The organism is Streptomyces sp. NPDC025618 (genome assembly GCF_055558795.1).
This window is the reverse complement of sequence record NZ_JBVHLW010000026.1, coordinates 35,651-49,853: the sequence shown is the minus strand read 5'-3', so window position 1 is coordinate 49,853 and position 14,203 is coordinate 35,651. Positions and strand designations below refer to the sequence as shown.

Here is a 14,203-nt window from a genome sequence, read left to right as displayed (position 1 = left end):
TGTCAGCGGGTATTTCTCCCGTGGCCCGCCGGGGAGGCGGCCGCCGGTCCCGGCCCGCCTGGGCCAAGGCCGCCTGTGCGAAGGGGCGTTCGGCGGCGCGGCGCAGCGCCCACCGACGAGTGAATCCCCGCGCGCGGGCCGCGTGGCGTGGATAGCTGGTGGGCACCAAGTCCACCGCTTCGTGAGGGGATTTCCCATGCGTATCCGCCGTGCCCTGGGCGCCGTCGCGCCCGTCCTGCTGCTCGTCGCCGCGCTCTGCCCGGACGCGCGGGCGGCGAACGGCGCGCTGACCGTCGAGTACGACCGGTGCCAGCCGGGCACCGGCGCGGCGGACACGGTCTGCCTGCACGAGAAGGTGCGGCGGCGCACCGAGAACCCGCCCGCCGGCAAGTGCGTCGAGCTGCTCTCCGGCGAGCACACCACGGTCCGTCAGATCACCAACGGGACGAACAGCCGGGCCTTCTACTTCTCCGACAACCGCTGCTTCAGGCGGCTGGGCACGCTCGCGCCGCGTGCCGCGGTCGGCAATGTCGCCGCGCGCAGCGTGAGATTCACCAGCTGACCGGCTCGGCGGCCGCCCCGGACGCCGGCGGCCGGGCGCGGAGGCGGCGCAGCATCCGCGCGTCCTGGAAGCCGACCGCGCGGGCCGCCGCCTCCGCGGTCGAGCTGGGCCATGAGGTGTTCGGCACGCTCGACGCGCAGCTCCTGCTGCTCGTCGCCGTTGCGGCGGGCGTGGACGACCATGGAGCGGACGACGCGGGCGGCCGCGGCGGGCCCGTGCCGGGCGGCCACGAGGTGCAGCGCGAGATCGATGCCGCTCGCGATCCCCGCGGAGGTTTGCCGGTGCCCGGCTCGTGGTGGAGGTTCATGCCCTCATCCTGGGCGCCGCGCGGCCCCTCGCCCAAGGCACGCTCGGGGCCCGATGCGGAACGATCCGGTCAAGCGGGCGGATCGGCTCACGAGTCCTGTGGGGGGAAGGAGTAGTCGTCCCACAGGGCGCGCTCCTTCTCCAGCGGGGCGCGTTCGACGCGGGGCGTAAGGTTCCAGATCAGCGTGGCCCGGTCGGTGGTCCGGTACGGCCGCCAGTCGGGGGTGCCGCGGCGGGCGAACGCCGCCCAGGCGTCCGTCATCGCGTGCGACAGGCGCGTGAGCGCGGGCCGCTGGGCGCTGACGGTCGCGGGGCCGCGCGGCACCCACCCGAGGTCGAGGTTGCCGAAGACGAAGGGCATCTCCAACTGGTGCATGGCGCCCAGGTTCTGGGCGTCCGGCACGCCCTCCGCATACGGGACATGCCAGTCGAATTGGTAGACATAGGTGGGGCGCCAGCGGGACTGGGCCTCGGCGAGCCGGAGCGTGGGCACCCGCTCCAGCTGGTCGGTGAGCATGGCGTTCACCACCCGGCCCTCGCTGAGCCCTGGGCGGTCCGCGGCGTAGACGTCGTACATCCGCTGTTTTCGGCCCGCGAGCACGGGCGGGAAGGAGGGGTAGGCGCGGAGCGGCAGCTTGAGCAGATCCGGGGTGAACAGCGCCCAGAAGTCCGTCTCGTTGGTGTTGGTGCCGGCCATGACGTCGACGTGGCGGGCGCTGCCCACGGTGATCCGGTCGACGACGGGGCCGGGGACCAGCGAGCCGTCGATGTACGGCGCGAAGAACACGGCACCGGCGAATCCCGGCAGGCCGGCCCGGACCTTCCGCTGGAGCTCAAGGATCTGCCGGGTGGACAGGGCGTTGAGATCGCCGACCCCGCGGATGCCGCCGAGGCCGAAGACGCGCTCGGCGGCCGCCCGGGCCGAGTGGGCGGTGTGCACGGCGTTCGCCGGGCCGCTCTCGGCGATGGCGCGGCGGAAGAGGCGCTCCGGCCGGTCCCCGGCGAGCAGCGCGTCGACGGAGACGGCGCCGGCCGACTGCCCGAAGACGGTGACGTCGCCCGGGTCGCCGCCGAAGTCGCGGACGTGGTCGTGCACCCAGGAGAGCGCGGCGACCTGGTCCCGCAGGCCGTTGTTGCCGGATCCGGCGTACGAGCGGTCCAGGCGGCCGAGTTCCGTCCAGCCGAGGATGCCCAGGCGGTAGTCGGCCGAGACGACGACGGCGTCACCGCGCGCCGCGAGGGCGGCGCCGTCGTCCAGGGCGTCGCTCGCGGATTCGTAGATGTCCTCCCCGCCGTGCAGGAAGACCATGACGGGCTTGTGGGCGCCGGGTGCGCGGGAGGACCACACGTTGACGTGCAGGCAGTCCTCGACGCCGCTGCCGTCGCCGTCGGAGAGGTCCTGGGGGCACGGTGGCTTCGCCTCGCCGGCCGGGAGGGTGCCCTGCCAGGAGGCGGGCGGCTCGGGCGGCCGGAAGCGGCGGGCGCCGGTGGGCGGCGCGGCGTACGGCACGCCGAGATAGGCGCACACGCCGCCGCGCCCGGCGCCCCGCACCGCGCCGAGCGAGGTGCGCGCCCGGCAGTCGGCCGGGGCGGCGGTGCCCGCAGCGGGGGCGCTCAGCGCGGCGGTGAGCGCCAGGGCCGCGACGGCCGCGGCCACGGTGCGGCGGGCCCGCCGCCGGCTGTTCCACGGGAACACCAGATCTTCTCCCTCGGCCGTGCCGCGCTCTCGCGTGGGGACCCCCGCGCCGGACTCCCGTCCGCCTTCGTCCAGAATCGGTTCACGCGCTCCCGCGGACCATCACCTGTCCGGGGGAAACCGGGGTACAGGTCACCCTGGCGGCGCGTACGGAGCCGACGCGCCCTCACCCATAAGGAGCCCGCTCATGGACAACGCCCCGGTGGCACCCCGCCGCACCCTGCTGCGGATGATCACGTTCGGCGGGCTGGTGACCGCGGCCGGGTCGCTGTCGGCCGCCTGCGGCAAGGGCGACGGCAAGGCCGCGGCCGCGTCGTCCGACTCCCCGGCCGGAGCGGCCGGTTCCGGGTCCGGAGCGGACATGATCATGATCATCCGGCATGGCGAGAAGCCGAAGGAGAGCGGGAAGAAGCCGCCCTTCGGCATCACCGAGGACGGTGAGCAGAACGACCACGCCCTGCTCGTGCGCGGCTGGCAGCGGGCGGGCGCGCTGGTGACGCTGTTCGCCCCCGAGGGCGGGAAGGTGCGCGAGGGCCTGCGGCGCCCGGACGCCGTCTACGCCGCGGGCCCCCACCCGGGGGCGAAGGGGCTGCGGCCGAGCGAGACGGTCGCGCCGGTGGCGGCGAAGCTGGGGGTGCGGACGAACGTCACGTACCGCACGGGTGACGAGAAGGCGCTGGCGAAGGAGCTCGCCGGGCGGCACGGCTGCACCCTGGTCTCGTGGGAGCACAACGCCATAACGGAGATCGTCAAAGGGCTGGGCGGGGAGGTGCGGCCCTCCCCGCCGAAAAACTGGCCCGACGCGCGCTTCGATCTGGTGTGGGTGCTGGTGCGGTCGGGGTCGGGATGGACGTTCACGCAGGTGCCGCAGCTCCTGCTGGCGGGCGACAGTCCGGATGCCGCCTGAGCGCTCCCCTGGAAGCGCGATGTGCCGTCTGCCGTCCACGGTGCCGTCGTGACCGGTCGCGCCCACGCGGCGGAGCCGCACACCGACGCCTCCCCGCGCCCCTTCAGGGCGCCGCCGAACCCCGGTGGACGTCACCCGGCCTGCTGAGAACCTGACGAAGATCTCGCTTCGCCCGCCCGGCTCGCACCGGTTCAGCCCGGAATGCCGATCGGGGCGAACTGCCGCGGGCCGGGCGGGGTTTCACGATGGCCCGTGGACTCCCAGGGGAGAGCGCTCACACCTCGCGGCTCGTCACGAACCACCGCGCCGGCAGCGCGATCCGCGTCCCGTCCTCCCGGAACTCCGTCATCGCGAGCGTGATCGCGCCCTCGGCGAGGATCGCGAGGCCCGCTCCCCGGAGCAGTCCGGGAACCTCGCCGTCCGCCACCTCCGCGGGGCGCAGGCCGTGTTTCACGACGCGGCTGCCCTTGGGTGACGGGTGGTCGGGGCGGAGGACTGCCTCCGCCAGCACGTCCTTCGCCGCCTCGGTGAGCTCGACCACGAAGGCGCGGCCGCGCGCGCCGGTCAGCTCCGCGACCGCCCGCGCGACCGCCGGGCGGTCCTCGGGGCGGCTCTGGTGGATCACCGCCCGCATATAGACGTTGGCGTCCCCGATCCGCGCGTGGAGCGCGCGCACCGCCTCGGTGTCCGTCAGGTCGAGCTGCTCGAACTCCGCGACGCCCTCGGTATCCGCGCGGCGCGCGTGCTCGACGGCCGCCGCCGAGATGTCCACGCCCACGGCGCGCGGGAAGCGGGTGGCGAGATAGCGGGTCTGGGTGCCGTTTCCGCAGCCGAGGTCGACGACCGGCAGGGCGGCGTCGGCGTGCGGGGCGAGCAACTCCAGGTGCGGGACCGCCGTCAGCGAGGGGTCCGCGTCCCAGATCGCGTCGCCCGGCGCGTCGGAGGTCTCTCTCCAGAAGCCTTCCCACGCCTCGGCGTACTGCTGTGATGTGCCCATATGCGCTCCCGGGTAGCCGGTATGACGGTACGTCATGATCTTGACTACCGCCGCCCGGCGGCCGGGGCAAGATCCCCGTGGCTACCGTGCCCGTACTTTCACCTGATGTTCGACCCGGGGCCGCCGGCGTTCACCAGCGACTGCTCGAACCACACCGCCTTGCCCCGGCCCGTGTGGCTCGCGCCCCACTCGCGCGCGAGGCCGCTCACCACCCGGAGCCCGCGCCCGGACTCCTCGCCGAGGGCAGGGCCCAGCAGCGTGGGCAGCGCGTGGTCCTCGTCGGTGACCTCGCAGAGCAGCACGTCAGTCCGCACCAGGCGCAGGCCCAGCCGGCGCGATCCGGTGTGCCGCACGGCATTGGTGACGAGCTCGCTGACCAGGATCTCGGCGGTCGGGGCCGCCGCTTCGAGCCCCCACTCGGCGAGTTGACCGCGCACGAGCCGGCGGGCCCGGCGGACCTCGGCGGGGGCACACTCCAGCTCCCACGCGGCCGTGTGCTCGGCGGGGATGCCGTTGAGCCGGGCCATCAGCAGGGCGACGTCGTCCTTGCGGCCGTCGTCACCGGTGTTGAGGGCGCGGATGATGGTGTCGCAGGCGTCGTCCATGGACGCTGCGGGGTGGGCGGCGGACTCGCAGAGCGCGGCGAGCCCGGCGCCGATGTCCTGGCCGCGGACCTCCACGAGCCCGTCCGTGCACAGCACCAGCCGGTCGCCGGGCGCGACGGGGACGGTCGCGGCCTCGAAGGCCACCCCGCCGACGCCTATGGGCGCGCCCGTGGGCAGGTCGAGCAGCACGCTGCGGCCGTCCGCGGCCCGGACGAGCACGGGCGGGATGTGCCCGGCGTTGGCGATCGTCAGCTCCGAGCGGACCGGGTCGTAGACCGCGTAGAGACAGGTGGCCAGATAGTGCTCGCCGAGCCGCTGGGCGAGGTCGTCGAGATTGCGCAGCAGCTGTTCGGGCGGCAGGTCGAGGGCGGCCATGGTCTGTACGGCGGTGCGCAGCTGGCCCATCATGGCCGCGGAGTTCAGGCCGTGGCCCATGACGTCGCCGACGACGAGGGCGGTGCGCGAGCCGGGCAGCTTGATGCTGTCGAACCAGTCGCCGCCCACCCGGCCGAGGCGGGTGCCCGGCAGATAGCGGGTGGCGGTGTCGCAGCCCGCCATGCGCGGGGCGAGCTGCGGGAGCATGCTGTCCTGGAGCGTGTCGGCGACGTTCTCCTGGTAGGTGTACATGCGGGCGTTGTCGAGGACGAGCCCGGCGCGCGCGGCGAGTTCGGCGCCGGTCGTGCGGTCCATGTCGTCGAAGGGGGTGCGGCCGTCGCGCCGCATCAGCACCATGAAGCCGAGCACCACGTTGCGCGCCTTGAGGGGCACGACCAGCATCGACCTGCCGGTGATGAGCGGCCGCAGGTCCCGCTTCTCGAACTGGCCGGAGATGCGGTTGGCGAGCTCCTCGCCGATCCGCGGGATGAGCACGGGCTCGCCGGTGACCATGCACTGGAAGAACGGGGTGTGCTCGGGGAAGGCGATCGCCTCGCCGACGGGCACGGTGTCGTCCCAGCGGCCCGGCTCGTCGTTGTGCTCGACCCAGACGCGGTGCCAGACGGTGGTGACGTCGGGCGGGCCGTCGGGGAAGCCCTCGCCCGCGAGGACGGCGGCGCGCAGGTGCGTGCCCGCGAAGTCCGTGAAGCGGGGCACGGCGGCGCTGGTGACCTCGCGGATGGTGCGGGCCAGGTCGAGCGAGGTGCCGATGGCGCCGCTGACCTCGTTGAGGAACTCCAGCCGCTCCCGTACGGCCGCGTATTCGAGGTCCGGGGCGTCGGCGGGGTCCGCCGGGGCGCCCGGGGCGTGCGCGGGCGGCGCGGCGGTGGCGGTGGTGCGGCCGGCCTGCCGGGCCGCGCGCTCCGCGTATTTCGGGGTGCCCCAGTCGGGGGTGACCGGGATCCGCTGGTGGTGGCTGAACTCCAGCACGGGATAGCCGAGTTCGAGTACCTGGGAGACGATGCGGCCGCTGAGGGCCGGGCCCATGGCGGGCAGGATGTCGGGGAGCCGGTCGGCGAGGCCCTCGCCGTCGGGCAGCGTGGTGTGCGGGGCGAAGCCGGGGAACACCTGGTCCTGCGCGGTGGAGCCGAGCGGCTCGGCGTCGGCGGCGAGGACCAGCAGCCGCTCCTCGGGCCCGGCGAGCGGATAGGCCCACCACAGCACCTCGGCGGACCCGCGCTCGGGGGAGTGCGAGCGGGCCCGTCCGGCGCTGGGGTAACCGGCGGCGCCGTCGGCCGGCGCGCGGCCGAGCAAGACGTCGAGGCCGGTGCCGCGGTGGCCGTCGTCGGGGTCCTCGTACAGGGCGCCGCCGATGGGCATGAGGTCGGCGGCCAGGGCGCCGACGGCCTCGTCGCGGTCGTATCCGAACAGTCTGCGGGCGCCCGCGCTCCAGTGGGTCACCAGGCCGGCTGACCCCACGACGACCACCGCGAGCGGGATCCGTCCGGGGACGGGCGTGCCATGGTGCATGGGCGGATGCTCCTTATGGTTTGCGCCACCGTTACTACCGTAGGGGCCCGGGCCCGGCCCGTGGGCGGAATCGGCGGAACCGACACGCCGGATCGCCGGGCGGGCGGCGCGCGCCCGGCCGGCGATCGAAGGCGCCCCGGCCCGGACTTCAGTCCGCGTGGCCCAGCTGGAGGTCCCGCTCCGTGCGGCCGCCGCCCGCGACCTGGAGGACCGTGGCCACCGGGGGATAGCCCGCCGCGATGACCGTGTACTCGCCGGCGGACAGGTCCACGAAGCGGAACGCCCCGTCCGCTCCGGTGGCCGCCGAGTCGACCACATTGCCCGCGGCGTCCAGCAGCGTCACCCGCGCGTCCTCCACGGCCCGGCCGCCGCCCGCCCTGACGACGCCGCGCAGCACCGCGCCGCCGGCCAGCTCGATGTCCTGGCGGGTCTCGCGGCAGGACTGGACCGTCACCGGCAGCGCCGCGGGGCGGAAGGCGGGGGCACTGGCGGCGAGGGTGTACTCCCCCGCGACCAACTCCGAGATCACATAGCCGCCTTCGCGCCCGGTGCGGGTGGTGGAGACGACCTCGCCGTGCACATTGGTGAGGGTCACCAGCGCGTCGCGCACCGGATTGCCGTCGGGGGTGAGCACGGTGCCCGCGAGGCGGCCGGCGCCGCCGAGGACCACGTCGAGCTCGATGGGCCGCTCACCGATGGTGACGGTGACCGCCTGCGGCTGGTGCCCGCTCGCGGCGGCGATGAGGACGTACGAGCCGGTGCCGGGCGTGCTCAGCGCGTACCGCCCGTCCTCCCCGCTCGCGCCGCGCCCGATCTGCTGGCCGCGGACGTCGATGAGCGTGAGCGCGGCGCGCGGCACCGTGGTGCCGTCGGGGTGCTGGACGGTGCCGGTGACGGGGATGCCCGCGACGAAGTGCGCCGGGCCGTCCGACGGTTCGGCGCGCGCGGAGGGGATGACGGGGGCTTCGGGGGCGTTGTGGGACACCAGGGGTTTCTCTTTCAGCAGGAAGGCGAGCAGGAAACCGAGGACGAGCACCGGTACGAGATACAGGAAGATCCGCGGCATGGCGTCGGCGTAGGCCCGTACGTAGCCGTCGCGGACCGCCTCGGGCAGGGCGCGCACCAGCTGCGGGGTGATCGAGTCGGGTGCGGGCAGCCCGGCGCGGTGGGGCAGTTCCGCGTGCAGCCGGTCGGCGAGGCGGCGGGCGAAGAGCGTGCCGAAGACGGCGGCGCCGACCGAGCCGCCGATCTGCCGGAAGTAGTTGTTGGCGCTGGTGGCGGTGCCGAGGTCGGCGGGGTGGACGGAGTTCTGCACGGCGAGGACGAGCACGGGCAGGGCGAGCCCGACGCCGACGCCGAGGATGCCCATCCAGAGGCTGTAGACCGCCCGTGGGGTGTGGGTGTCGAGGTGGGAGAGGTAGTACATGCCCACCGCGGAGACGGCGCCGCCGATGACGGGGAAGGGCTTGCAGCGGCCGGTGCGGCTGATGAGCTGGCCGGTGACGAGGGAGGACAGCACCACCCCGCCCATCATCGGGAGCATCAGCAGCCCGGACTCGGTGGCGTCCGCCTCGTCGACCATCTGGAGGAAGGTGGGCAGATAGCTCGCGGCGCCGAAGAGGCCGACGCCCATGGCCGCGCCGACGATGCCGCAGACGTTGAAGACCCGGTCGCGGAAGAGATGCGGCGGAATGATCGGTTCCGTGACGATGTGCTCGACCACGACGAAGAGCAGGGCGGTGCCGAGGGCGCCCGCCGCGAGCCCGAGGATGACGCGCGAGCGCCACTCGTATTCCGTGCCGCCCCAGGTGGTCAGCAGCACCAGGCAGGCCGAGAAGGCCATGAGCAGCAGCGCGCCGAGGACGTCGAAGCGGCCCCTGCGGAAGCGCACCGGGAGTTTGAGGCCCACGGCGACGACGAGGAAGGTGAGGAGGCCGAAGGGGATGTTGACGTAGAAGCACCAGCGCCAGGAGGCGTGGTCGGTGAAGAAGCCGCCGAGCAGGGGCCCGGCGACGGAGGCGAGGCCGAAGGCGGCGCCGATGACACCCATGAAGCGGCCGCGCTCCCGGGGCGGCACGATGTCGGCGATGATCGCCTGGACGCCGATCAGCAGCCCGCCGCCGCCGACGCCCTGCAGCACGCGGAAGGCGATGAGCTGGTTCATGGTGGCGGCGTGCCCGGCGAGCGCGGAGCCCGCGACGAAGACGACGATCGCGAAGAGGAAGACCCCCTTGCGCCCACAGAGGTCGCCGAGCTTGCCGTAGACCGGCAGGACCGCCGTGGAGCTCAGCAGATAGGCGGTGACGGCCCAGGACATCCGGTCGAGGCCGTGCAGCTCCCCCACGATCTTGGGGAGGGCGGTGGCGACGATGGTCTGGTCGAGCGCGGCGAGGAGGAGCGCGAGCATCAGGCCGACGAAGACGACCCGGACGCGGGCCGGGCCGGGCCGGGGCACGTGGTGCGCGGGGGCCGGGGGGCCGGGCGCGGGGAGGGCGGGCGGTGGGCCGTCGCCGTGCGCGAGGGCCCCGCCCTGGTCCCGCAGGGCCGGGGACGGTGGTCCCTCGCTCTGCACCAAGGTGGTCCCGAATGTGGTCCCGCCCACGTACGACTCCCCTCATCGCGCCTGCATCGCCGCCCTTTTCTCGCATTTGGCAACAACGGCTAGCAAGCGCGGTGATTGACCGGAGAGTGCCCCCTGTGCGGCTTTCGCGCCGGTCGGAGGCATACAGGGCACGGTGGGAGGGTTAGGGAAACCACCCGAAACGGTGAAGCCCGGACCGTTGCGGTCCGGGCTTCCACCGACTGTTCTCGCTTTGTTCCAGGGCCGGTTCGGGATCGGCGGCCCCTGCTGCCACGGCTGCGCGGCGGCTACTTCTCCACCTCGGCGGCCAGCTTGGCGAGCACGGCGTCATAGATGCGGCCGAGGCCCTTGGGGGCGAAGGTGCGCTCGAAGAAGCCGCCGATGCCGCCGGCGCCGTTCCACACGGTGGAGACGACCGCCTTGGCCTTGCCCTCGCCGGCGGGGGTGACGGTCCAGGTGGTGACCATCGAGGAGTTGAGGTCCTTCTCGACCAGCTGCCCGGTGGTCGGCTCGGTGACGTCCAGCAGGCAGTCGCGCACGCGCTTGCTGGTGGCCTGGAGCTTCCAGTGCACCTGGGTGCCCTCGCCGTCGCCGCCCTTGCGCACCTCGTACTCGCTGAAGTGCTCGGGCAGCAGCTTGGCGCGGGTGCCGCTGTAGTCGGCGAGCGCGTCGAACACCTCCTCCGGGTCCGCCGCGATGATCCGCTCCGTGGTGGCCTCGACCTGGCCCATGGCTGTCCTCCCGGACGTCGTGCGTTGTCCCTGCGGAGGTCAGCCAACCACCAACGCGACGGGCGCCCAAATCCTCGTGACCGGGCACGGCCCACGGCGCCGGAGCGCGGCGGTCACCCCAGGCGCCCGAGCGCCTCCCCCGCGGCCGCACGGAGGCGGTCGTGGGCCTGGGCGGCCACCAGGGCGTCCTCCGCGCGGCGGTCGCCCAGCACGCCGAGGCCCTCGACGCAGGCGCGGGCGATGGGCCAGCAGTGGTCCCGGGCGGCGAGCAGCCGCTCCAGGGTGGCGAGCAGGGCGGGCACGGACTCCGGGGCGCGGAGCTCGGTGAGCAGGCGGACGGGGTGCAGGGCGTAGGCGGTGCGTAAGGGATTGGTCGCGAGGGCGGCGGCCGCGCGGGCCGTGCGGGGGTCGCCGAGCCGGGCGAGGACGAAGGCGGCGGTGGCGCACCGCACGGGCTCGCGGTAGTTGAGGAGGAGCACCAGGGTCTCGAAGGCCCGCCGGTCGCCCTCGGCGCCCAGCGCGAAGGCGGCGATCTCGCGTGCCCACAGCGGGCGTTCGGGGGCCACCAGGATGGCGGCGAGTTCGTCGCGGCGCCCGTCGCGGGAGGTGCGGACGAGCGCGAGGAGGCGCTCGAAGGCCGCGAACTCGGCGGGGCTGACCAGTTCGGCGCGTACCCGCTTCAGCAGGGCGCGAAATTCCTCTTCCATTGCCCGCTCTCCTCCCCGAGTGGCCTGAACCACATCGTAAGTCGCGCGCCCTTCCCCTGGTGCTCTTGGTTACCGTTGAGTTAATCTCCCGGCAAGAGCAGCACCCCTGCTCGGGCGGCCTGGTGACGCAGCCGCCGCGTAGGTGATGTCGGTTCGTCGGTTCGGCACACATCGGTACGGCCCGGCCCCGGGACAGGGCCGGCCGTGAGCTCAACTCCCTTTCCGTGGGCGCTCCTTACCCGTACCCGGAAATCCCACGGCCGTCGCGGGCCGCCACGGTCCGCGCACCCGACCGGCACTCAACCGACGCATCCCCGCGCACGGGGAACACCTTCTGGAGTCTCGCGATGGACCGTATGTCCACCCCTGAGCCTGTCCCCTCCCAGCCGGGTCACTCCGGCCCCGCCCTCCGCACCGTCGCCGTGATCGGTCTCGGCACCATGGGCACCGGCATCGCCGAAGTGCTGGCCCAGGCCGGCCGCGAGGTCGTCGGCATCGACGTCTCCGAGGCGGCCGCCGCGCGCGCCGTCCGCGCCCTGGAGGCCGCGACCGCGCGCGCCGTGCGGCGCGAGCGGATCACCGAGGAGGAGCGGCGGGCCACACTGGCCCGCTTCCGCACCTCCCAGGAGCTCACGGCCGCCGCCGACGCCGATCTGGTGATCGAGGTGGTGCCGGAGGACTACGCCCTCAAGCACGAGGTCTTCACCGCCCTCGACGCGATCGTGCGCCCCGGCACCATCCTGGCGACGGGCACCAACGCGCTGTCCGTGACCCGGCTCGCCGCCGACTCCGCCCGCCCCGAGCGCGTTCTCGGCCTGCACTTCTTCAACCCGGCGCCGGCGATGAAGCTGGTGGAGGTCGTCTCCTCGGTGCTCACCGCGCCCACGGCCGTCACGGCCGTCACCGAGCTCGCCCGCGAGCTGGGCAAGGAGCCGGTCGCGGTCGGCGACCGGCCCGGATTCGTGGCCGACGGGCTGCTGTTCGGCTATCTCAACCAGGCGGCCGCGATGTACGAGTCGCGCTACGCCACCCGCGAGGACATCGACGCCGCGATGCGGCTGGGCTGCGGCCTGCCGATGGGCCCGCTCGCGCTGCTCGACCTGATCGGCGTCGACACCGCCCGCACGGTCCTGGAGGCGATGTACGCCGCCTCCCGCGACCGGCTGCACGCGCCCGCGCCGATCCTCGGCCAGCTCGCCGAGGCGGGGCTGACCGGCCGTAAGTCCGGCCGCGGGTTCTATACGTACGAGGCGCCGGACTCGGCGGTCGTCGTGCCGGACGAGCGGACGCCGGGCAGTGTCGCGCAGGGCGGCGCCGAGGTGCGCGAGGTGCGTGCCGTGGGCGTCGCGGGCTCGGGCACGATGGCGAGCGGCATCGCGGAGGTCTTCGCGAAGGCGGGTTACGCCGTGGTCCTCGCGGCCCGGACGGCGGAGAAGGCCGAGGCGGCGAAGGCGCGGATCGCGGGCTCCCTGGCCCGCTCGGTGGAGAAGGGCAGACTGACACCGGCGGAACGGGATGCCGCGCTGGCCGCGATCACCCCGGCGGGCTCGCTGGACGCCTTCGCGGAGGTGGACCTGGCCGTCGAGGCGGTGGCGGAGGACCTGGCCGTCAAGCAGCAGCTCTTCGCGGCGCTGGACAAGGTCTGCAAGCCGGGCGCGATCCTGGCCACCACCACCTCGTCGCTGCCGGTGATCGCCTGCGCCCGCGCCACCGGCCGCCCGCGGGAGGTCGTCGGGATGCACTTCTTCAACCCGGCGCCCGCGATGAAGCTGGTGGAGGTGGTGCGTACGGTCCTCACCGGGGACGACGTGCACGCCACCGTCCGGGCGGTGTGCGCCCGCGTCCGCAAGCACCCGGTGGACTGCGGGGACCGGGCGGGCTTCATCGTCAACGCGCTGCTCTTCCCGTACCTCAACAACGCGATCAAGATGGTGCAGGAGCACTACGCGACGCTCGACGACATCGACGCCGCGATGAAGCTGGGCGGCGGCTATCCGATGGGCCCCTTCGAGCTCCTGGACGTGGTCGGCCTCGATGTGTCGCTGGCCATCGAGAAGGTCCTGCACCGCGAGTTCCGCGATCCGGGGCTCGCGCCGGCACCGCTGCTGGAGCACCTGGTCGCGGCGGGGTGCCTGGGCCGCAAGACAGGGCGCGGCTTCCGTGAGTACGCCCGGCGCTGACCGCCCGGTGCGGTGCGACGGCGTGGGGTGGGGCGGACTGCTCGAACCGGCTGCCGGTCCGCCCCGGCACGCCCATACGGACGCGTGTTACGTTCCCCACATGCCCCAGCCCGCCAAGGCCGTCCGCACCCCGCGTCCGTCCGCCGACGCACCCCGAGAGCCGCGTACCGCCGCCGAGAGCGCGGGCAGCCGCCGCGCGGCGGCCCAGCGGCTCACCATGCGCCGCAAACTCGCCGCGGCCGCGATGGAGTTGTTCGCGACCAAGGGTTACGAGGCGACGACCGTCGACGAGATCGCCGCCGCGGCCGGGGTGGCGCGGCGGACCTTCTTCCGCCACTTCCGCTCCAAGGAAGAGGCGATCTTCCCCGACCACGACGACACGCTCGTGCGGGCGGCGGGCGTGCTCGACGCCGCCCCCTCCCACGAGAACCCGCTGGACACCGTCTGCCGGGGGATCAAGGAGGTCATGCGGATGTACGCGACCTCCCCCGCGGTCTCCGTGGAGCGCTATCGCCTCACCCGCGAGGTGCCGGCCCTGCGCGAGCGCGAGATCGCCTCGGTCGCCCGCTACGAGCGGCTGTTCACCCGCTATCTCCTGGGCCACTTCGACGAGAGCGCCCACCACGTGGGCGACGACGACCCGTTGCTCGCCGAGGTCGCCGCCTCGGCGGTGGTCACCGCGCACAACCACGTGCTGCGGCGCTGGCTGCGCGGCGGCGGCGAGGGCGATGTGGAGACCCAGCTCGACCACGCCTTCGCCATCGTGCGGGAGACCTTCGGCACCGGCATCGGAGCGGGCCGCTCCGCTCAGAGCGCCCCGGCCGCCACGGCGCGGACCGAGGGCGAGGTGCTGGTCACGGTGGCCCGCACGGACGCGCCGCTGGAGGAGGTCATGCGCGCCATCGAGAAGGCACTCAAGAAGAACTGACCCTCCATAACCCGATAGTTCAGGACATTCAGGGCGGCCACCCGGGCAGGGTGGCCGCCCTTCCTTGCTCATACGTGCCTTCCGGATGACATCTGAGA

The 14,203-nt window shown here is 73.8% G+C and carries 10 protein-coding genes and 1 pseudogene; 4 read left to right on the top strand and 7 right to left on the bottom strand.

The annotated features are described in order from the left end of the window. Positions 1-196 precede the first annotated feature (196 nt). Positions 197-562: a hypothetical protein gene (locus ACZ4A5_RS21485; protein WP_467586261.1), complete on the top strand. Its 366-nt coding sequence runs from the start codon at positions 197-199 to the stop codon at positions 560-562. On the opposite strand, the pseudogene ACZ4A5_RS21480 reads toward ACZ4A5_RS21485, so the two are convergent. Together ACZ4A5_RS21480 and ACZ4A5_RS21475 are read right to left on the bottom strand one after the other, a co-directional pair. Then, positions 552-837, bottom strand: a pseudogene (locus ACZ4A5_RS21480) (AraC family transcriptional regulator); the annotation flags it as partial. The gene ACZ4A5_RS21485 and the pseudogene ACZ4A5_RS21480 sit on opposite strands and share 11 nt — an antisense overlap. A gap of 119 nt (positions 838-956) precedes the next feature. Beyond that, the gene (locus ACZ4A5_RS21475; RefSeq protein WP_467586257.1) at positions 957-2,564 is read right to left on the bottom strand and encodes a carboxylesterase/lipase family protein; all 1,608 of its coding nucleotides are present in this window, start codon (positions 2,562-2,564) and stop codon (positions 957-959) included. Between the two features lie 187 nt (positions 2,565-2,751). On the opposite strand from ACZ4A5_RS21475, the gene ACZ4A5_RS21470 reads away from it, so the two are divergent. Continuing rightward, positions 2,752-3,471 carry a hypothetical protein gene (locus tag ACZ4A5_RS21470; RefSeq protein WP_467586254.1) on the top strand — a complete coding sequence of 240 codons (720 nt, stop codon included), beginning with the start codon at positions 2,752-2,754 and terminating at the stop codon, positions 3,469-3,471. 274 nt (positions 3,472-3,745) lie between these two features. Here ACZ4A5_RS21470 and ACZ4A5_RS21465 read toward each other — a convergent pair whose 3' ends face one another. The 5 genes from ACZ4A5_RS21465 to ACZ4A5_RS21445 form a co-directional block, all read right to left on the bottom strand. Further along, positions 3,746-4,468 carry a class I SAM-dependent methyltransferase gene (locus ACZ4A5_RS21465; protein ID WP_467586404.1) on the bottom strand — a complete coding sequence of 241 codons (723 nt, stop codon included), beginning with the start codon at positions 4,466-4,468 and terminating at the stop codon, positions 3,746-3,748. A 98-nt stretch (positions 4,469-4,566) separates the two neighbouring features. After that, positions 4,567-6,978, bottom strand: a complete 2,412-nt coding sequence (locus ACZ4A5_RS21460) for an ATP-binding SpoIIE family protein phosphatase (protein ID WP_467586250.1) — start codon at positions 6,976-6,978, stop codon at positions 4,567-4,569. A gap of 148 nt (positions 6,979-7,126) precedes the next feature. Next, positions 7,127-9,520 (bottom strand): MFS transporter, encoded by a 2,394-nt coding sequence (locus tag ACZ4A5_RS21455; RefSeq protein ID WP_467586401.1) that lies wholly within the window; start codon positions 9,518-9,520, stop codon positions 7,127-7,129. A 326-nt stretch (positions 9,521-9,846) separates the two neighbouring features. Further along, positions 9,847-10,290: an SRPBCC family protein gene (locus ACZ4A5_RS21450; RefSeq protein ID WP_467586247.1), complete on the bottom strand. Its 444-nt coding sequence runs from the start codon at positions 10,288-10,290 to the stop codon at positions 9,847-9,849. Positions 10,291-10,403: 113 nt separating this feature from the next. Continuing rightward, positions 10,404-10,997, bottom strand: a complete 594-nt coding sequence (locus ACZ4A5_RS21445; protein ID WP_398867576.1) for a HEAT repeat domain-containing protein — start codon at positions 10,995-10,997, stop codon at positions 10,404-10,406. A gap of 347 nt (positions 10,998-11,344) precedes the next feature. Between ACZ4A5_RS21445 and ACZ4A5_RS21440 the strand changes: the two genes are divergently transcribed. Further along, positions 11,345-13,177 carry a 3-hydroxyacyl-CoA dehydrogenase family protein gene (locus ACZ4A5_RS21440; RefSeq protein ID WP_467586243.1) on the top strand — a complete coding sequence of 611 codons (1,833 nt, stop codon included), beginning with the start codon at positions 11,345-11,347 and terminating at the stop codon, positions 13,175-13,177. A gap of 100 nt (positions 13,178-13,277) precedes the next feature. Then, on the top strand, positions 13,278-14,105 hold the full coding sequence (locus ACZ4A5_RS21435) for a TetR family transcriptional regulator (RefSeq protein WP_467586240.1): 828 nt from the start codon (positions 13,278-13,280) through the stop codon (positions 14,103-14,105). Positions 14,106-14,203 lie beyond the last annotated feature (98 nt).